This is a genomic window from Parasphingorhabdus sp. (assembly GCF_039968395.1).
In the GTDB taxonomy this organism is placed as follows: Bacteria; Pseudomonadota; Alphaproteobacteria; order Sphingomonadales; family Sphingomonadaceae; genus Parasphingorhabdus.
Genome location: NZ_JBDVPV010000002.1, coordinates 130,803 through 149,115 on the forward strand (window position 1 = coordinate 130,803; position 18,313 = coordinate 149,115).

The following is an 18,313-nucleotide window of genomic DNA, read 5'->3' on the forward strand; positions in this document are numbered from 1 at the left end:
CTAAAGCCTTTTCTGCCAAAACATCGCCTTGCCCATTTCGGGGTCCAGCACATAATCACCATAGCCAAGCGACGCATAGAGCGCCCGCGCCGGTGCGTTGCCTTCGAGAACTTCCAGCGTCACTTTGCAGGCACCGATCTCGTCCGCTATCTTGTGAATTTCATCAAATAATTTCCGCCCGATACCATGACCGCGATGGTCTTTTGATACCGCAATGTCATGAATGTTGAGCAGCGGTTTTGCGGCGAAGGATGAAAAGGTCGTCATCAGATTGGCCAGGCCCACAACTTCGTCACCGATATAAGCCAATATCGAGGACGCCGCCGGCATGGCCTGCAAGCCGGGCACCAGATCGCGCTGGACCTGCCCGGACAAATCCTCGCCGCCACCCATCGGATCCATCGCATAGCTGCGCAACATCGATACGATATCTGCCGCATGTTTCGGATCATTATAGTCCGCGCGAACGATTGTCGCAGAAAGAGTGGTCGTTTCGCTCACAGCATCCCCAGTTCAAGTTTCGCCTCGTCACTCATCTTGCCGGGATCCCATGGCGGATCCCAGACGAGATTCACTTCGCTATGTCCAACACCCGGCACACTGCCGACCTGCAATTCGATTTCGCCGGGCATGGATTCGGCGACCGGGCAATGCGGCGTGGTCAGCGTCATCGTCACAATCGCGTGATTGTCCGACGTAATTTCAACACCGTAGATCAATCCCAGATCATAAATATTCACCGGAATTTCTGGGTCATAAATCGATTTCAGCGTGTCGACGACAGCCTCATAGAGATCGCCGCCCGCCTCGCCTGCCGGGGTTTCCGTTGGCTGCTGCGCCAGAAAACCTTCGAGATAATCGCGCTTGCGATTGAGCTTGCTCGCATCACTTTCCGCTTCGTAAGGAGAAGGTGCCATAACTGGTGTGGCCGCCGGTTCGGGCTTTTCTTCCACCGCATCTTCGACTTTCGCCAAAGGGGGTTTTTCGACACTGTCGACTTCTTCCACCAATATTTTCCGTTCTTCGCTCATATCCATTCCCTACCCGAAAATCTTTCTGACCCGTTCGATGCCGTCGACCAGCGCCGCGACATCCTGTTCGTCACTGTAAATTCCGAAACTCGCCCGCGCCGTTGCCGGTACGCCGAGATAATCCATCAGCGGCTGTGCACAATGATGGCCCGCGCGGATCGCCACACCGCCTTCATCCAATATGGTGGCGACATCATGCGGATGCACGTCGCCGACAGCAAAACTCAATATTCCCATGCTCTTGTCCGGTCCGAAAACACGCACGCTATTGATCCCGGCCAGCGCTTCGCGCGCCATGGCCAATGTACGGTTTTCATGGTCGGAGATCACGTCCAACCCGATCGCTTCGACATATTGGATCGCCGCATCCAGCCCGACAACTCCGGCAATATGCGGGGTGCCGGCTTCAAACCGTCCCGGCGGCGGTGCGAAGCTTGTGCCATCAAATGACACCCGGTCAATCATCGATCCGCCGCCCTTCCAAGGCGGCATGGCAGCGAGTGTTTCATAAGGCGCCCAAAGCGCACCAATGCCGGTTGGTCCGTAAATCTTGTGCCCCGAGAACACATAGAAGTCGCAACCCAGATCCTGCACATCCACCGGCAGGCGCGGTGCAGCCTGACATCCGTCGAGCAGCAATTTTGCCCCGACCCTGTGGACCAGCGCCGCAGCACGTTGGGCATCGAGCAGACTGCCCAGCACATTGGATACATGGGCCAGCGCCACCAGCTTGTGCTGCTGGGTCAGATTATCTTCGATCCAGTCGAGATCAATCTGGCCGTCATCTGTCAAAGGCGCGACATCAATATGCGCTCCGACCCGCTCGGCGAGCAATTGCCACGGCACAATATTGCTGTGGTGTTCCAGCTGGCTGAGCATGATGCGGTCGCCTGCTTTGACATTTGCATTGCCCCAGCTTTCAGCCACCAGATTGATGCTGTCAGTTGCCCCGCTGGTAAACACGATTTCATTTTCGGAAGCCGCATTGAGAAAGCCCGCCACGCGTTTGCGCGCCGTCTCATAAGCCAGTGTCATATTGGCCGACCGCGCATAGACGCCGCGATGCACGGTTGCATAATCCGGACCATAGGCACGGGCAATCGCATCCAGGACGGCCGCCGGTTTCTGTGCGGTCGCGGCCGTGTCGAGATAGTGCCAGTCATCTGCAATACCGGGAAAATCAGCACGGCGGGATACAGACCGTACCGCGCCGCCTTCATTTTCCCAACGGGCCAGACCCGGAGCGGTTGCGGACGACGCACTCATGACAGCGCCTCCAGTATCTCCAGCGCCTTGCCTTCAATCTGATCATGGGCCTCACCGTCTTCCAGCGAAACAAACGCATCCGCAATAAAGGCCTGCAGCATCAGTTTTTTGGCCGCCGCAGGGGGCAGGCCACGTGATGCGAGATAGAATAGCGCCTGCTTGTCGAGCTCGCCAACAGTCGCGCCATGCGCACATTTCACGTCATCGGCAAAGATTTCCAGCTCGGGTTTTGCATTGGCCGTGGCGGTGCGGTCGAGCAGCATCGATTTGACCGACTGCGCGGCATCCGTTTTCTGCGCATCGCGAGCGACGTTGATCTTGCCCAGGAAACTGCCCGTCGCCTTGTCCGCCAATACCGAGCGCACGACCTGATTGGAGGTACCATCGGGTTCCGCGTGAATGGTCTCGGTGACAATTTCCAGCGTCTGCTCGCCAGATCCCAATATCGCGCCGCCCATTTCAAAATGCGCGCCTTTGCCCAGCGTCACCCGGACCTGAATCCGGCCATAGTCAGCGGCATGACACAGCAGATGAAGGTTGAACGTCGCTCCGTCACCAATGGCGACATCGAGATCGACAATGCCGACACCGTCAATCATCGGAAGCTCCGCAATCTGGCGCGAGGCGGTTTCGCCAGCAGGAACTGTGATATGCTCCGGACCGACAAGCTTTGGCCAGACAGGTTCAAGCGCCTTGAGGTCAGCATAGCGCCAGGCTTCATCGCGCCTTGTAGGAAGAGGTTGTGCAACAGTCATCGGCGCTCGCTCCGCATTTCCTTGCGCAGCTGGGTTAGCAGCTTCGGCTTTTTCTTGTCGATACAGGCCTTGATCAGCGCATCCGACGGATTGTCGCTGTTGTCGCGTACGCATTTCGCTGCGGTCTTGCACAGGCGCTTGTCGAGACGGGTACTTCCCGAAGTCCGGTCGACCGAGCAGGTCAGCTTGCCTTGCGCCGTCTGGCCGACAAGCACAGAAATGCCCTGCAGACGCTTGCCGATTACGACAATTTCCTCGTCCACCGTCATGGGTGGTTCCGCAACTGGCGCTGCGGCCAAAAGCAGGGCGCTGAAAATCATGCGGCCTCCGAAATGGCTTCGTAGCCATGTTCTTCAAGCTGCAAGGCAAGTTCCGGTCCGCCGGTTTTCACAATCCGGCCATCGGCCAGTACGTGGACATAGTCGGGCTTCACTTCGTCGAGCAGGCGCTGATAGTGGGTGATCAACAGCACCGCCTTGTCCGGCTTGCGCATGATCGCATTGATGCCGCTACCCACGGTGCGCAGTGCGTCGATGTCGAGGCCGCTGTCGGTCTCGTCAAGGATCGCCAGTGCGGGGTTTAATATCCCCATCTGGACCATCTCGTTGCGCTTCTTTTCACCGCCCGAAAAACCGACATTCACGGCCCGCTTGAGCATGTCCATATCCATCTTCAGCAGCGCCGCCTTTTCCTTGGCAAGCTTGATAAACTGCGCCCCGTTCAGCGGTTCTTCGCCGCGCACCTTGCGCTGGCTGTTGAGGCTTTCGCGCAGGAATTGCAGGTTGCTGACCCCGGGAATTTCGACCGGATATTGAAATCCGAGGAAGATACCTGCTGCTGCGCGTTCATGGGGATCGGTATCAAGCAGATCAGTGCCGTTGAACGACACGCTGCCCTCGGTAATCTCATAGCCGGGCCGTCCGCCGAGTGCATAGGCCAGCGTCGATTTGCCCGCGCCATTGGGGCCCATGATCGCATGGATTTCACCCGCGTTGATTTCGAGCGAAAGGCCTTTGAGAATTTCAGTATCGCCTACAGTGGCGTGGAGGTTTTCAATTTTTAGCATTATTTTTCTTTTCTGGAGTTTGGCTAGTTTGATGGCGGTGCAACAACTTGCGGAGGAGGAGCTACAACCGGCAATGAGCCGTTACTTTTAGTGGGAACCTTTCGTTTCCACTCAGTTGGAGTACGATCAAGTTGATCGAGAATGAATTGGATATTCACTTGCGAGAGGGTCAACGCAATGCCTGCGAGGCGATACTCCTGCCCGGCATAATCTTCAGAAGACGGGCTTGGGTTGCTAACAACCTTTGCCAACAAGTGATCATCACAATTTGAAACTGCAACACCAATTGCGTTCTGAACCTTTTGCACCTCTCCACTAAGAAACGATGGTTCAAGACGGAGACCGTTTTCAACGCATGAAGCGTAATCTACAACCTGTTCCAGTCCATCTGCCCGCAGAACATTTTCTCGATCGCCCATCATCATTGCCCACATATATACGATGTGCTTCTTTGAGTTTGCCAAGGAATTCTCGTCATATTGGACTAGCTCACTATTCTGGTTGCCCAGTCCAATCGATTCCATACAACCTTCAATTACACCTTCCTGATAAAGAGGGCCGGTCGGTGCTCCGCTTTCCCATTCGACTTTACCGTTTGATGAAAGAGTATGTGTCTCCATGCATGCAATTGCTGGCTTTGCCTCGATAATGTGGGGTAGCAGCGAGGTCTCGTTACCCCACGATTCTGCTTGGGCGCACCCGCTTACTAAAAATGTTGCCGACAAGAGAATGGACGAACGAAAAATCACCCCACACTCCCCTCAAGCGAAATCGCCAGCAATTTCTGCGCTTCCACCGCAAATTCCATCGGCAGTTCTTTCAGCACTTCCTTGGCAAAGCCATTGACGATCAGGCTGACCGCCTCTTCTTCGTCCAGTCCGCGCTGCTGGGCGTAGAACATCTGGTCGTCGGAAATCTTGCTGGTCGTGGCTTCATGCTCGATCGTAGCGGTCGGGTTTTTGACCTCTATGTAAGGCACGGTATGTGCACCACTTTTATCGCCGAGCAGCAAGCTATCACACTGGGTGAAGTTGCGAACATTCTCGGCATTGGGACCAACCCGCACCAGTCCGCGGTAGGTATTGTCGCTATGACCCGCGCTGATACCCTTGGAGATAATCGTCGAACGCGTGTTCTTGCCATTGTGGATCATCTTGGTGCCGGTATCGGCCTGCTGATAATTGTTGGTCAGCGCGACCGAGTAAAATTCGCCCACGCTGTTCTCACCGTTCAAAACACAGCTCGGATATTTCCAGGTGACAGCGCTGCCGGTCTCGACCTGCGTCCAACTGATTTTCGAATTTTTGCCCTGACACAGCCCGCGCTTGGTGACGAAATTATAGATGCCGCCCTTGCCGTTCTCATCTCCGGGATACCAGTTCTGGACCGTGCTATATTTAATCTCCGCATCGTCCATCGCGACCAGTTCCACCACTGCTGCATGCAACTGGTTCTCATCGCGCATCGGAGCGGTACAGCCTTCGAGATAGGACACGTAGCTACCTTCATCGGCCACAATAAGAGTACGCTCAAACTGTCCAGTATTTTCGGCGTTGATCCGGAAATAGGTCGACAATTCCATCGGGCAACGCACGCCCTTGGGGATGTAGACAAACGTTCCATCGCTAAACACCGCACAGTTGAGCGTCGCGAAATAATTGTCGTGCATCGGCACAACCTTGCCGAGATATTTTTTGACCAGATCGGGATATTCCTTGATCGCTTCGGAAATCGACCGGAAAATGACCCCTGCCGCTTCCAGCTCTTCGCGGAACGTGGTGGCCACTGAAACACTGTCAAACACCGCATCCACGGCAACCTTGCGCGCGCCTTCTACGCCGGCGAGCACTTTCTGCTCCTCAATCGGAATGCCGAGCTTCTCATAGACCCGCAGGATTTCCGGATCGACTTCATCGAGGCTGCCCAGCTTTTCCTTCGCCTTGGGTTCGGCATAATAATAGGCATCCTGATAATCGATCATCGGAATGTCGAGCTTTGCCCAGTCAGGCGATTCCATTTTTTCCCATTGGCGAAACGCCTTCAGGCGCCAGTCGAGCATCCACTGCGGTTCACCCTTTTTGTCGGAAATGAAACGCACGGTATCTTCGTTCAGACCCTTGGGCGCAAAATCCTGTTCGATGTCCGACGACCAGCCGAATTCATAAGCCGACGCCTTGTCGACCGCTTCCTGCGCCTCGGCATTCATTTCGGCACGCTCTTCATCATAGCTGTCGGTTTTCAGGTCTTCATTCATACTGCTTTTTCCATGGTCCGGGGACGGGGTTTGGCCGGCAATCCGGCCAGGCTCGCAAGGCTGACATCCGCCAGGGCATTGCGGATTGTTGTATTTACGACGCCCCAATGGGGTTTCACGACGCAACCATCTTCCAGCTTGCAATCATGATTGCCGTCAATCGTACAGCTGGTGATCGCGAGCGGGCCTTCGACCGCTTCGACAATATCGGCGAGGCTGATCGATGATGGCGGGCGTGCCAGACGGATGCCACCGCCGACACCGCGCGTAGATTCGAACAACCCGGCAGCCGTCAGACGGCTTACCAGCTTTTTCGCTGTCGGGAGCGGCACACCTGTTTCATCGGAAAGTTTCGTGGCGTTCAGCATGCCCTCCGCCAATAGCGCAGCACCGCAATGCCGCGTTGCAGCGGACATCAGGACGACAGCATAATCGGCAAGGCTGGAAAGCCGCATAAATTCTCGCAAAAAAGGGTTGATTCGTTAAACAAGACTTATTTAGTCTTATTTATCCATCATTGCAAGAAAAGGCCGTAATTTGGCGCAAACTACTGTCCAATATGTCCAGTCAGGTATCAGAGGTGAGGGGTGCGATCTTGCCCTTAAAGTCCTTGCGCTGATCAATCAATGAAGCGATTTCACCTTCGGCCACCCGTAATTTGGCCGGAGTCGTACCCGCAAAATATTTCACTTCGCGGATCATGTGGGACTGGTCGTAAAAGGCGTCGACCAGTTCCAGCAATTCTTCTTCATTATGCTCTGCATAGGCTCGCGCTGCGCGTAACGCCCGATATTTGCGGGCGAGATATTTGGGCGGCATGCCATAAAGCTTGTTGACCATCCGCAGGACCTGCCGCGAACTTTGCTCGGACTGCGCCATCAGCGCGCTGACCGGCGGCGATGGTTCCGATGACAGCCATTCGTCGACCATTTTCGTAAACGCCTCCACCTCGGGCTTCACGCGATGTTTCAAATCCCGGAAAATCCGGTCTGCCCAACCGGTCATTTCCTCCGGGCTTTTGCAATTTCGGAGCAATTCCAGGCTCTTGTCGACTTCATCCGTAAAAATCTTGCGTGCCGGAATGGCTTTGTCCGCAAAATCGGCAGCTGACTTTTTCGTCACCGCCGACCATCCTGCGGGCAGCAAGCCGACACCGAACATGCGAAATGGTCCGGTCACATCGAAATGCATGGACCCGGTCGATGGTCCCATGAGCATCGCGTCCTTGCTGGGATATATCTTGCCATCCGGAAAACTGATTTCCGCAGTACCTTCGAGCAGGAAGCGCAACTGCGCGATCGCGGCCCGTTCGTTGTCCACGAATTTTGGCTGATCCGTTTCAAACAGATAATAGACCGAAACGATATCCCGGACATCCTCGGCAGGCACAAAATATCTCAGACTAACCAAAGCGGACCCCTTTTTACCTGAGCTTCAACGCACCAGACGGACTATGGTTGCTCTCTTATAGCTGAAAAATATAGGAAAAAAAACTGGCCTGACCAAAAATATGGCCAGGCCAATAAGGAAAAGAACTCCATTGCTACAAAATTACTGCAGCCAAAGCCCTTTGGGTCGCCCCGTAGCCATGCACCGGATCGACCGCTTTCTCATTGGATAGAAACGACGTTTTTGTCGATTTGGAGGTGAGATAGACCCATTTTGGGTCTATCTCTTGTTCACCTGGACTCGGCGATCCAATTGTCGACCCGCTCTTCCATAATATTTAGCGGAACCGGACCACTTTCCAGAATGACGTCATGGAAATCCCCCATGGTGAACTTGTCGCCCAGCGCTTTTTGCGACCGCTCCCGCAATTCCAGAATCTTCAATTTACCGATCATGTAAGCCGTCGCCTGTCCTGGGTAGACGATATATCGCTCGATCGCCTTTCGAATATCGCCGTCCGGATTGGGTGTATTCTCGGTCAGATATGCGATTGCATCTTCCCGGCTCCAGCGCTTGTCGTGAAGCCCGGTATCAACGACCAGACGACACGCACGCCAGAGTTCCATGCCCAGTCGGCCAAAGTCAGAATAGGGATCGGTGTAGAATCCCATATCCTTGCCCAGCTCTTCGGTATACAGACCCCAGCCCTCGGAATAGGCGGTGACACCTCCAAATTTCCGGAAGGCCGGCAGCTCGCCCAATTCCGTCTGGATAGCCAGCTGCAAGTGATGCCCGGGGAGAGCTTCATGATAGGCCAGAGCCTCGAGCTCGGTTTTGGACATGCTTTTGAGATCATAGAGATTCACATAATAAACACCGGGTCGTGAACCATCCGCAGCGGGGCGCTGGTAAAATGCCTTGCCAGCCGATTTCTCGCGAAAAGCCTCGACAGGCTTGATGATGAACGGGGCCTTGGGCAGTGTATTGAAAAATGCCGGCAGCTTCTTTTCCATCGCATCAAGCTTCAGATTCGCCTCCGCCAGATAGTCCTCCCGGCTGGTGTGGAAATATTTGTCACTCGTCCGCAAATGAACGAAGAAATCCTGCAGACTGCCCTCGAAACCCACTTGCGTCATGATCTTGCGCATCTCGCCATGGATGCGCGCAACATTGTCGAGACCGATCTGGTGGATCTGGTCTGCGGTCAGGTCTGTGGTGGTATAGTTTTTCAGGCGCTCGGCATAATAAGCCGCGCCATCCTTGAACCGCCACACGCCATCACCGTCCACCGCCATCGCCTGCTGACGCTCCATTTCCGCAATAAGCTTGCGATAAGCGGGCGCCAGGCTATCCAGCAAAGCCTCTTCGCCGCGCGCAATCAGATCAGCTTTTTCCGAAGCGGGAATCGAAAGCGCACCGACCTTCTTTTTCAGATCCGCGAACAAGGGCGACGCTTCGCCTTCATCAAACGGAGCGCCGGTGATGATGTTTTTCGCGTCATTAATCACATAGGGAAAGACCCAGTCCGGGACGATAATGCCTTTATCGGCACGCTCAGCCGACTGCGCCACAAGAGATTCGACAAATGGACCTGCGGCATAAAGCCTGCTGACATAAGCGCCGGCATCTTCCTTGTTGGTGACCTGGTGAATATTGATCATGATGGCAGGAATCTGGCTCTGAGCTCCATTCATCTGGTCAAAAATATAGGCGTTACGGCGGAACGCAAAAGATGCGCGCGCGCGTTCGGCACGCGCCTGGAACAAACGATAGCTAAGCTGACTTGCAGGATTTAGAGCCCGCTTGCCGAATCGCTTCTCCATATCGGCGAGCGCGGCCTGGCCTCTTTCATAATTTGCCACCGCCGCAGCATCACTGGGGTCGTCCAGCTTGCCATAATCTGCGTCACGAACACCGCGGAAAGACTTTGCCAGCGGCGAATAGGCCAGTTCCTTTTCATCATAGTCTTCAAAAAAACTGTTGAGCTGAGTATCAACATCTCCCGGCTTCTCAGCAATTTCCGTTGCGGGTTGTGCGCTTGCACTTTCGACGCCACCTGAATTGCCAGTGCAGGCAGCCAATATTGCAGTGGATGCCATAAGAAAATAATGCTTCATGAATCGGACCTCTCGTTGTTCCTGGAAAATCATGCTCTACCGATTGAGTCGGCCTTCTATCAATCCATCAACCAGCGATGGATCAGCGAGCGTTGAAGTATCGCCAAGGCTACCATAGTCATTCTCCGCTATTTTACGCAAGATTCGCCGCATGATCTTGCCCGACCGGGTCTTTGGCAAAGCTGGGGTGAAATGCAGATGATCCGGAGTTGCAATCGGACCAATTTCGCTGCGGACATGACCGCGCAGTTCAGCGCTCAATTCATCGCTGAACCCAATTCCAGCATTGAGTGTGACATAGCAATATATGCCCTGTCCCTTGATATCATGCGGATAGCCGACCACTGCTGCTTCAGCGACCTGCGGATGAGAAACGAGCGCGCTCTCTACTTCTGCAGTTCCCATGCGATGGCCCGAAACATTGATCACGTCATCCACACGGCCGGTAATCCAGTAATAGTCATCCGCATCTCGGCGGCATCCGTCTCCGGTAAAATATTTGCCCTTGTAGGTGCTGAAATAGGTCTGGATGAAACGTTCGTGATCGCCATAAACACTGCGCGCCTGTCCCGGCCAGCTGCTGGTGATGCACAAGTTCCCGTCATTCGCCCCATCAAGAATCTGTCCGTCGCCGTCGACCAGTTGCGGCTGGATCCCAAAAAACGGCTTGCCCGCACTACCCGGTTTCATACCATGTGCTCCGGGCAATGTGGTGATCATGATGCCGCCTGTCTCGGTTTGCCACCAGGTGTCGACAATCGGAGAATTGCTGTCGCCGACAGTCTCGTGATACCAGCGCCAGGCTTCCGGATTGATCGGCTCTCCCACCGTTCCCAGCAAACGCAATGAACTTCGGTCATGCGCTTTCACTGGATCGTCACCTTCGCGCATCAGAGCGCGAATGGCCGTTGGAGCAGTGTAAAAGACATTCACCTTGTGCTTCGCAATAACTTCCCAAAACCGGCCATGATCCGGAAAATTGGGGACCCCTTCAAACATGACTTCGGTGGCGCCGTTGATCAGTGGTCCGTAAACAATATAACTATGTCCGGTCACCCAGCCGATATCCGCGCTGCACCAGAACACCTCGCCCGGGCGATAGTCAAAAACATAGTGAAAAGTCGTCGCCACCCAGGTCGCGTAACCACCCGTTGTATGCAAGACGCCTTTGGGTTTTCCGGTTGAGCCTGAGGTGTAGAGAATGAAAAGCGGATCTTCGGCGTTCATCGGTTCACACGGACAATCCCCGGATACGTCTGCAGTCAATTCATGATACCAGTGATCCCGGCCCCGGGTCATCTCGATCTCGGCGTCGGTATGATTGATCACCAGCACAGCATCGACATCTGCGCCGGGTTTTTGCAGTGCCGCGTCGACATTCTCTTTGAGCGGGACGGACTTGCTACCTCGCAAGCCGGCATCCGCGCAAATGACATATCGGCTTTCGCAGTCCTCGATCCGGCCGGCCAGCGCATCCGGAGAAAAGCCGCCAAACACCACGCTGTGGATCGCACCGATGCGGGCACAGGCGAGCATCGCCACTGCGCCTTCCACGATCATCGGCATGTAAATGGTTACCCGGTCGCCTTTTCGGACACCCATTTTTTTCAGTCCGTTGGCCATCCGGATCACTTCGGCATGCAGCTGAGAATAGCTCAGCGTCCGGCCTTCGCCGGCCGGGTCGTCAGGCTCGAAGATCAGCGCGGTAACATCACCGCGTCCGGCTTCGACATGACGATCAACCGCATTGTGGCAGATGTTCAGAATACCGTCTTCAAACCATTTGATCGCCACCGGATCATAGGACCAGTCCGCGATTTTCTCCGGGGGTTTTATCCAGTCCAGACGCTCCGCCTGCTTTGCCCAGAAACCATCAGGGTCAGATATGCTTTCGTCATAGAGCCGCCCATAATCTGCCGCAGTGCAATGGGTGTTGCCAGTTGCCTTGTCGCCGGGCTGGACCATGTCACTCATGCAATGCTCTCCTGTCATATGTTGCGGCGTTCACTAGCAAAAGCAGACAGCAGGTTGAAAGCAGATTCTCGTTCCAAATTCTGCATATTGGCGAATCTGTGAAAGTTCGTGCTACACATGTCGCGAGAGACCAACAACAAGAGACACCGCATGGCCACAAAAGCTCAGACTGCCAGTTCATCGCCGGACTTTGACATTCATTCCCTGACTCCGGCGATCGGTGCCGAGCTTTCCGGGATATCACTTTCGGAAGAACTTGGTGAGGATGTCATCGCCGATATTCGTCAGGCGCTGCTCGATCATAAAGTCATTTTTTTCCGCGATCAGCATCTGAACGAGGAGCAGCTTTTGCAATTTGCCGGACGTTTTGGTGCACTCGAAATCCATCCTGCCACGCCCAAAGACCAGCTCAGGCCCGAAATCCTGCGCATCGAACATGGAGCAAAAAGCAAAGGCCAGGAGAATATGTGGCACAGCGACGTAACATGGCGTCCAGAGCCTTCTCTGGGATCTGTACTGAGCGCAGTCGAAATTCCGCAGGTTGGCGGAGACACATTATTTGCCAACATGAACCTGGCTTATGAAAATTTGCCCGATGAGCTGCGCGACAGGATTACCGGAATGACTGCCATGCACGATATTGCGCGGGTTTTCGCGAAAAGGCTGGGCAAGAAACCCGAAGAATTGCACGACAAATATCCACCGCAGGAGCATCCCGTGGTGCGAACTCATCCAGAGACGGGCCTGCGTGCGCTTTATGTCAATAACGCCTTCACCAGCCATATTGTCGGGATGGAGCAGGACGAAAGCGCAGCATTGCTTGCCAGGCTTTACGCCACGGCAGCCAATCCGGAAATTCAGTGCCGGTTCCGCTGGTCCAAAGGGGCAATCGCATTCTGGGACAATCGTGCTTCACAGCATTTCGCGGCATCGGACTATTTCCCGGCGCGCCGTATCATGGAACGCGCGACGATTGCAGGAGACCGGCCCTATTTTTCTGCAGATCCACATAACCGCTGACGGGCGGTAATCCTGCCATGACCGGATCCATAGATGCCCTGATAATCGGTGGCGGGCATAACGGCCTCGTCTGCGCCTTCTATCTCGCAAAGGCAGGCCTGTCGGTTCGCATTCTCGAAGCAAGAGACGTCGTTGGCGGCGCGGCAGTGACCGAAGAATTTCATCCCGGATTTCGCAACAGTACGGCGAGCTACACGGTTTCTCTGCTCCAGCCACAAATCATTGCGGATATGGATCTGGCCGCGCGAGGCTATCGGGTGGTCGAAAGACCCAAAAGCAATTTCCTGCCGCTTGGCGGAGGTGAATATCTTCTGATGGGCGGCGGTCTGGCGGCGACGCAGGAACAGGTTGGCCGGTTCTCGCAGCACGATGCCCAGATATTGCCCGCATATTATGACATGCTCGAAACCGCAGCCGCATTTCTCCGCGATCTCGCGATGCAGATTCCGCCCAACGCTTCGGGGGGAACGGCAAACCTGCTGTCCGCTATCAAACAAGGCGGTCGCTTTGCCCGGCTCAAAACTGTCGATCAACATCACATCATAAAGCTGTTTACACTCAGCGCCCGGGAGTTACTCGATCAATGGTTTGAGAGTGACCCCGTCAAAGCAGCATTCGGTTTTGATGCGATTGTCGGCAACTATGCCAGCCCTGATACGCCGGGCAGTGCCTATGTTCTTTTGCATCATGTCTTTGGCGAAGTGAATGGCAAGAAGGGGCAATGGGGCCATGTCCTCGGCGGGATGGGCCGGATAACGGAGTTGATGGCACAAGCTTGCATTGCAGCCGGCGTGGAAATCAGCCTGGAAAGTCCGGTCGCAAAAGTCGAAGTCCGAAGCGGTGCGGCCACTGGTGTCCGGCTGGTCAGTGGCGAGGAAATAGAAGCGCGGCGGGTGATCGCCAATGTCGGACCCAAATTGCTCTATGATCACCTGATGGACGCCGATGATCTGCCGGCGGATTTTCGGCAGATGATGTCGGGCTACCAATGCGGGTCCGGCAGCTTTCGGATGAATCTGGCACTCGATGGTCTACCCGCGTTTGCGGATCTTCCCGGCGACGGAGACCATCTGAAATCCGGTATCATCATGGCTCCTACGCTGGACTATATGGACCGCGCCTGGCTGGATGCCCGCGCGCATGGCTGGTCGAAAGATCCGGTCGTCGAAATGCTTGTTCCCAGTCTGGTTGACGACAGCCTGGCCCCCGCCGGCAAGCATGTCGCCAGCCTGTTCTGCCAGCAATTTGCACCGCAGCTTCCGGACGGCCGCAGCTGGGATGATGAACGCGAAGCCGCGGTGGATGCGATCTTGGGCATTGTCGAGAAACATGCGCCCGGGTTTCGCAAGCTGATTGTGGGTCGGGTCGCGCTGTCGCCGCTAGACCTGGAACGGAAATTTGGTCTGATCGATGGAGATATTTTTCACGGTCGCATGTCGCTTGATCAGCTGTGGGCGGCCCGTCCGATGGTTGGACACGCAGATTATCGGGGCCCGGTTCGCCAACTCTACCTGTGCGGGGCAGGGACGCATCCCGGTGGCGGTGTAACCGGAGCTCCGGGTCACAATGCCGCAAAGGCAGTGCTGAACGATCGCCCCTTTTGGAAACGCCTCTTCGGCTGACGCTACGGCAATCTCAGTTGCCGCCCTCACCCTTGCGCCGCCCTTGATTGCGCGATAGTTTCCGACTCTTGGGATGAGGGAAAGATTATGCGCAAGACATTTTTATTGGCAGTATGTTCGACTGCACTGACGGTTTCCGGTTGCAGCGACAACGGATCGGACGGGTCCGGTGCCGAAGTCATCAACACCGAATATCCGGAACAGGTGTTCTGGGGCGATACCCATCTCCACACAGATAACAGTATCGATGCGTTTGGCTTTGGCAACCGCCTCGACGCCGAAGCCGCGCTGCGCTTCGCCAGAGGCGAGGAAGTGACCGCCACAAAAGGTTCAAAGGCGAAGCTGACGCGTCCGCTCGATTTCCTCGTGATTGCAGACCATAGTGATGCAGTTGGTGCCACCAAAGCATTATACGAAGCGCCCCGCATTGCGCTGCTGGGCAACAAGTTCCTGCTGCGCTGGTATGACATGATGCATGAAAGCGACGAAGGTTCGCTGACCGTCACCGCAGAGCTCATTGACGGCGCTGCAGCCGGAACGCTGCCGGAAGGCCTTTTTGATGCGGAAGAATCCGCCGACCGGATCACATCTCTCTGGACCGCACATGGTGAAACACTGGATGAATATAACGAACCGGGAAAGTTCACGGCTTTTCATGGCTTTGAATATACCCCGATGCCGGGCGGCGACAATCTCCACCGTGTCGTGATGTTCCGCGACGGATCCGACAAAACCAGCACCGTCCTGCCCTTTGCCAGTTTCGATGCCGGAGATCCGGAACAGCTCTGGGCCTATATGGGCGCCTATGAAGAGAGTACCGGCGGCAAGGTACTGGCCATCCCGCACAACAGCAATGTTTCCAATGGCCGCATGTTCGCGATGAACAAACTTGATGGCAGTCCGATCGACGAGGCCTATATCCGCACGCGCGCGCTGCGTGAACCAATTGTCGAAGTCACCCAGATCAAGGGCGACAGCGAAAGCCATCCGTTCCTGTCTCCCAATGATGAATTTGCCGGTTTCGGAGACGCGGGTTGGGACAAGTGCAACCTGAGCTGCGGCAAGGACATGGCCCCGGAAAGCTATGCCGGCAGCTATGCGCGCGAAGCCTTGAAGCGCGGCCTGGAATTCACGCTGAAAGTCGGCGCCAATCCATTCAAATTCGGGATGATCGGGTCGACCGACAGCCATACCTCGCTGGCGACATCCGATGAGAATAATTTCTACGGCAAGCATAGCGGTAACGAAATCAACAACAAGGACCGTGCACTGGCGCCTCAGAATCTGGGTACGCGCAAGGGGCGTTTTGGCTGGCATTATCTTTCCAGCGGCTATGCAGCGGTCTGGGCAACCAGCAACACGCGGGAAGCTATTTTTGACGCGATGATGCGCCGCGAAGTCTATGCGACGACCGGCCCGCGCATGACTGTTCGTTTCTTTGGCGGTTTTGAATTTACCGACAGCGACACTGGCGATCTGGTAAAGAACGGCTATGCCAAGGGCGTGCCGATGGGAGGCGATCTCACGGGCGGTGACGACAAGTCACCAAGCTTCCTGATCAGCGCCACCATGGATCCTGAAAGTGCCGGACTGGACCGGGTTCAGGTTATCAAGGGCTGGGTCAATCCGGATGGAACATCACAGGAAAAAATCTATAATGTCAGCTGGAGCGATGCGGCCGAACGCACACTGGGAGCCGACGGAAAGCTTGCGCCGGTGGCCAGTACGGTTGATCTGGCCAAAGGCACCTGGGACAAGGATTCCGGCGCTCCGGAATTGACAACCTGGTGGCAGGACCCTGATTTCGATGCTGCAAAAAACGCGTTTTATTATGTGCGCGTGCTGGAGATACCGACGCCAACCTGGCCGGTCTATGACGCGCTGACTTTTGGTCTGACGCTGCCGGATGACGTGATCAAGATTCAACAGGAACGCGCCTACTCTTCACCCATCTGGTACACACCAAAGGCATAGCAATGGCGCAAACTTCGCGGCTGACAAAGCTGCTGAAAGAACCTCTGGTTCATTTTCTGGCCGGAGCATTGCTGGTATTCGGATTTTTCTGGGCGACGGGCAGCAACCGCGATCCTGCAGACTATGCGATCAGCATCGACGAAACAGATATTGCGCGGCTGCAGGCTCGCTGGGTCCAGAACTTTAGGCGCAATCCGACGCAGGCGGAACTGGATGGCCTGATCGAACAGGAAATCACAGAAGAAATCTACTATCGCGAAGCGCTGCGCCTTGGGCTGGAGTATAATGACCCTGTGGTGAGGCGCAGACTGGCCACAAAAATGCGTTTTCTGAACAATGCGGATAGCGGAAGCAATCCGCCCACCGATGCTGAATTGCAAAAATGGATGGATGCCCATCCGGAAAAATATGCAGCTGCAGCTACATATGATTTTGAACAAATCTATCTGGGGCAGGGAGATCAGCTCACCGCAGAACGGATCAACAATATCCGGCACGATCTGAACGCGGGTAGGGCGGACGCACAAACGGTCGGCAAGCCCCTGTCTTTGCCCGGACGTGTCCGCAACGGTTCGGTGCCCGGCATTACCCGTCAATTTGGAGAACAGTTTTCATCCGCTTTGACCGGGCTGGAAACAGGTCTTTGGTCGGGACCTGTCTCGTCTGGATTTGGGGTCCATCTCGTCAAAATCAGCACCGTGGTTCCCGGTAAATCCCCAAGCCTGAATGACGTGCGCCAGGCGGTTCTCAACGACTGGCGCGCAAATAAAATTGCGCTGCAGGAAAAAGAGGCGCTGAACAGTTACCGTTCCCAATATGACATTCGGATCGCCGGACAGGAATGATGATCCGGTTGCTCGCGATTATAATGCTGGTCGCGGCTTTCGCATGGCCCGGCAGTGCTGCAGCGGATGAGCTAAGACCTGCCTATGTTGAACTGACTCAGACAAGCGCCACCAACTGGTCGTTGCTCTGGAAGGCCTCTGCCAATTCGCGACTGGGGCGTTCCGGTGAAGCTGTCATTCCGGAAAACTGCGTGCTGATCGGGCAACGGGAAAGGCGCTTTGCCGCCACCAATATCCTTACGCAATCAGAATTGAAATGTACGGGTTCGCTCGACGGACAATCCATCGGTCTTGCCGGCCTCGAACTGTCCTCAACCGATGCGCTTGTCCGGGTCGCACCGCGCGATGCAGCCATGCAAACCTTGCGCCTGACGCCGGATCAGCCGGTTGCCAAAATTCCGTCGGGGCAGGACCGGCCGCAGATCAGCAATGTCGCGACAACATATACTCTGCTGGGTATCGAGCATATTCTCGAAGGTCTGGACCATTTACTTTTCGTCCTCGCGCTGGTGCTCCTTCTCAAAGGAGGCTGGCTGGTTGCCCAGACCGTGACTGCTTTTACAATTGCGCACAGCCTGACGCTGGTCGGCACGACGTTGGGATATCTGTCGCTGCCACAGCAACCGGTGGAAGCCGTCATCGCGCTGTCGATTGTGTTTCTGGCGGTTGAAATTGCCAAGGCCAGGTCTGGCGAACGCCGGTTGTCGGAGCGGTTTCCTTGGGTTGTCGCATTTCTGTTCGGCCTGCTCCACGGATTTGGTTTCGCCGGTGCATTGGCCGAAATAGGCTTGCCGCAAGATGATGTGCCGCTGGCACTGCTGACCTTTAACGTCGGCGTTGAAATCGGCCAGCTCCTCATCGTCGCCAGCGGGCTGGCTTTGCTTGCATTGATCCGCCGGATTTCCGAACCGGGCTTGAGGCCTGCCAAACTGATGGCAGCTTATGGCATCGGCATCATATCGACCTACTGGTTCATCGAGCGCATGATCGCCTGAGGCCA

17 protein-coding genes are annotated in these 18,313 nt (G+C 55.4%); 5 read left to right on the top strand and 12 right to left on the bottom strand.

What is annotated here, in order from left to right; genetic code table 11:
• The 12 genes from ABJI30_RS04730 to acs form a co-directional block, all read right to left on the bottom strand.
• A complete protein-coding gene (locus ABJI30_RS04730) occupies positions 1-501 on the bottom strand; it encodes a GNAT family N-acetyltransferase (RefSeq protein ID WP_348016037.1) in 501 nt (166 codons plus the stop codon).
• Positions 498-1,031: an SUF system Fe-S cluster assembly protein gene (locus tag ABJI30_RS04735; RefSeq protein WP_348016038.1), complete on the bottom strand. Its 534-nt coding sequence runs from the start codon at positions 1,029-1,031 to the stop codon at positions 498-500. Before ABJI30_RS04735 ends, ABJI30_RS04730 begins: the two co-directional genes overlap by 4 nt.
• Before the next feature lie 9 nt (positions 1,032-1,040).
• Positions 1,041-2,297, bottom strand: a complete 1,257-nt coding sequence (locus ABJI30_RS04740) for a SufS family cysteine desulfurase (protein ID WP_348016039.1) — start codon at positions 2,295-2,297, stop codon at positions 1,041-1,043.
• Positions 2,294-3,052 (bottom strand): SufD family Fe-S cluster assembly protein, encoded by a 759-nt coding sequence (locus ABJI30_RS04745; RefSeq protein ID WP_348016040.1) that lies wholly within the window; start codon positions 3,050-3,052, stop codon positions 2,294-2,296. The genes ABJI30_RS04740 and ABJI30_RS04745 overlap by 4 nt, the downstream gene beginning before the upstream one ends.
• A complete protein-coding gene (locus ABJI30_RS04750; RefSeq protein WP_348016041.1) occupies positions 3,049-3,372 on the bottom strand; it encodes a hypothetical protein in 324 nt (107 codons plus the stop codon). Before ABJI30_RS04750 ends, ABJI30_RS04745 begins: the two co-directional genes overlap by 4 nt.
• Positions 3,369-4,118 carry a Fe-S cluster assembly ATPase SufC gene (gene sufC, locus ABJI30_RS04755; RefSeq protein ID WP_348016042.1) on the bottom strand — a complete coding sequence of 250 codons (750 nt, stop codon included), beginning with the start codon at positions 4,116-4,118 and terminating at the stop codon, positions 3,369-3,371. Before sufC ends, ABJI30_RS04750 begins: the two co-directional genes overlap by 4 nt.
• A 23-nt stretch (positions 4,119-4,141) precedes the next feature.
• On the bottom strand, positions 4,142-4,738 hold the full coding sequence (locus tag ABJI30_RS04760) for a hypothetical protein (RefSeq protein WP_348025297.1): 597 nt from the start codon (positions 4,736-4,738) through the stop codon (positions 4,142-4,144).
• 125 nt (positions 4,739-4,863) lie between these two features.
• The gene (gene sufB / locus ABJI30_RS04765; protein WP_348016653.1) at positions 4,864-6,324 is read right to left on the bottom strand and encodes a Fe-S cluster assembly protein SufB; all 1,461 of its coding nucleotides are present in this window, start codon (positions 6,322-6,324) and stop codon (positions 4,864-4,866) included.
• A 44-nt stretch (positions 6,325-6,368) separates the two neighbouring features.
• Positions 6,369-6,827, bottom strand: coding sequence for an SUF system Fe-S cluster assembly regulator (locus ABJI30_RS04770; RefSeq protein ID WP_348016044.1), 459 nt, complete (start codon positions 6,825-6,827; stop codon positions 6,369-6,371).
• A 112-nt stretch (positions 6,828-6,939) separates the two neighbouring features.
• Complete coding sequence (locus tag ABJI30_RS04775) at positions 6,940-7,782, bottom strand: DUF6597 domain-containing transcriptional factor (RefSeq protein ID WP_348016045.1); 843 nt, start codon at positions 7,780-7,782, stop codon at positions 6,940-6,942.
• A gap of 269 nt (positions 7,783-8,051) precedes the next feature.
• Positions 8,052-9,878, bottom strand: a complete 1,827-nt coding sequence (locus tag ABJI30_RS04780) for a DUF885 domain-containing protein (RefSeq protein WP_348016046.1) — start codon at positions 9,876-9,878, stop codon at positions 8,052-8,054.
• 36 nt (positions 9,879-9,914) lie between these two features.
• Positions 9,915-11,852, bottom strand: a complete 1,938-nt coding sequence (gene acs, locus ABJI30_RS04785) for an acetate--CoA ligase (RefSeq protein ID WP_348016047.1) — start codon at positions 11,850-11,852, stop codon at positions 9,915-9,917.
• A 150-nt stretch (positions 11,853-12,002) separates the two neighbouring features.
• Here acs and ABJI30_RS04790 point away from each other — a divergent pair, with 150 nt between their 5' ends.
• The 5 genes from ABJI30_RS04790 (at position 12,003) to ABJI30_RS04810 (ending at position 18,308) form a co-directional block, all read left to right on the top strand.
• Complete coding sequence (locus tag ABJI30_RS04790) at positions 12,003-12,872, top strand: TauD/TfdA family dioxygenase (protein ID WP_348016048.1); 870 nt, start codon at positions 12,003-12,005, stop codon at positions 12,870-12,872.
• Between the two features lie 17 nt (positions 12,873-12,889).
• Complete coding sequence (locus ABJI30_RS04795) at positions 12,890-14,494, top strand: NAD(P)/FAD-dependent oxidoreductase (protein ID WP_348016049.1); 1,605 nt, start codon at positions 12,890-12,892, stop codon at positions 14,492-14,494.
• Between the two features lie 87 nt (positions 14,495-14,581).
• Entirely contained in the window at positions 14,582-16,468 is a 1,887-nt protein-coding gene (locus ABJI30_RS04800; RefSeq protein WP_348016050.1) for a DUF3604 domain-containing protein, read from the top strand.
• Positions 16,469-16,470: 2 nt separating this feature from the next.
• Positions 16,471-17,313 carry a peptidyl-prolyl cis-trans isomerase gene (locus ABJI30_RS04805; protein ID WP_348016051.1) on the top strand — a complete coding sequence of 281 codons (843 nt, stop codon included), beginning with the start codon at positions 16,471-16,473 and terminating at the stop codon, positions 17,311-17,313.
• Complete coding sequence (locus ABJI30_RS04810; RefSeq protein WP_348016052.1) at positions 17,313-18,308, top strand: HupE/UreJ family protein; 996 nt, start codon at positions 17,313-17,315, stop codon at positions 18,306-18,308. The genes ABJI30_RS04805 and ABJI30_RS04810 overlap by 1 nt, the downstream gene beginning before the upstream one ends.
• Positions 18,309-18,313: the final 5 nt, after the last annotated feature.

What these genes read in the sequence shown, in the direction of transcription:
- ABJI30_RS04735 (WP_348016038.1), bottom strand. Translation starts at nt 1,031, where the DNA reads ATGAGCGAAGAACGGAAAATATTGGTGGAAGAAGTCGACAGTGTCGAA.
- ABJI30_RS04740 (WP_348016039.1), bottom strand. Translation starts at nt 2,297, where the DNA reads ATGAGTGCGTCGTCCGCAACCGCTCCGGGTCTGGCCCGTTGGGAAAAT.
- ABJI30_RS04745 (WP_348016040.1), bottom strand. Translation starts at nt 3,052, where the DNA reads ATGACTGTTGCACAACCTCTTCCTACAAGGCGCGATGAAGCCTGGCGC.
- ABJI30_RS04750 (WP_348016041.1), bottom strand. Translation starts at nt 3,372, where the DNA reads ATGATTTTCAGCGCCCTGCTTTTGGCCGCAGCGCCAGTTGCGGAACCA.
- sufC (WP_348016042.1), bottom strand. Translation starts at nt 4,118, where the DNA reads ATGCTAAAAATTGAAAACCTCCACGCCACTGTAGGCGATACTGAAATT.
- ABJI30_RS04760 (WP_348025297.1), bottom strand. Translation starts at nt 4,738, where the DNA reads ATGGAGACACATACTCTTTCATCAAACGGTAAAGTCGAATGGGAAAGC.
- sufB (WP_348016653.1), bottom strand. Translation starts at nt 6,324, where the DNA reads ATGAATGCCGAGGCGCAGGAAGCGGTCGACAAGGCGTCGGCTTATGAA.
- ABJI30_RS04770 (WP_348016044.1), bottom strand. Translation starts at nt 6,827, where the DNA reads ATGCGGCTTTCCAGCCTTGCCGATTATGCTGTCGTCCTGATGTCCGCT.
- ABJI30_RS04780 (WP_348016046.1), bottom strand. Translation starts at nt 9,878, where the DNA reads ATGAAGCATTATTTTCTTATGGCATCCACTGCAATATTGGCTGCCTGC.
- acs (WP_348016047.1), bottom strand. Translation starts at nt 11,852, where the DNA reads ATGAGTGACATGGTCCAGCCCGGCGACAAGGCAACTGGCAACACCCAT.
- ABJI30_RS04790 (WP_348016048.1), top strand. Translation starts at nt 12,003, where the DNA reads ATGGCCACAAAAGCTCAGACTGCCAGTTCATCGCCGGACTTTGACATT.
- ABJI30_RS04795 (WP_348016049.1), top strand. Translation starts at nt 12,890, where the DNA reads ATGACCGGATCCATAGATGCCCTGATAATCGGTGGCGGGCATAACGGC.
- ABJI30_RS04800 (WP_348016050.1), top strand. Translation starts at nt 14,582, where the DNA reads ATGCGCAAGACATTTTTATTGGCAGTATGTTCGACTGCACTGACGGTT.
- ABJI30_RS04805 (WP_348016051.1), top strand. Translation starts at nt 16,471, where the DNA reads ATGGCGCAAACTTCGCGGCTGACAAAGCTGCTGAAAGAACCTCTGGTT.
- ABJI30_RS04810 (WP_348016052.1), top strand. Translation starts at nt 17,313, where the DNA reads ATGATCCGGTTGCTCGCGATTATAATGCTGGTCGCGGCTTTCGCATGG.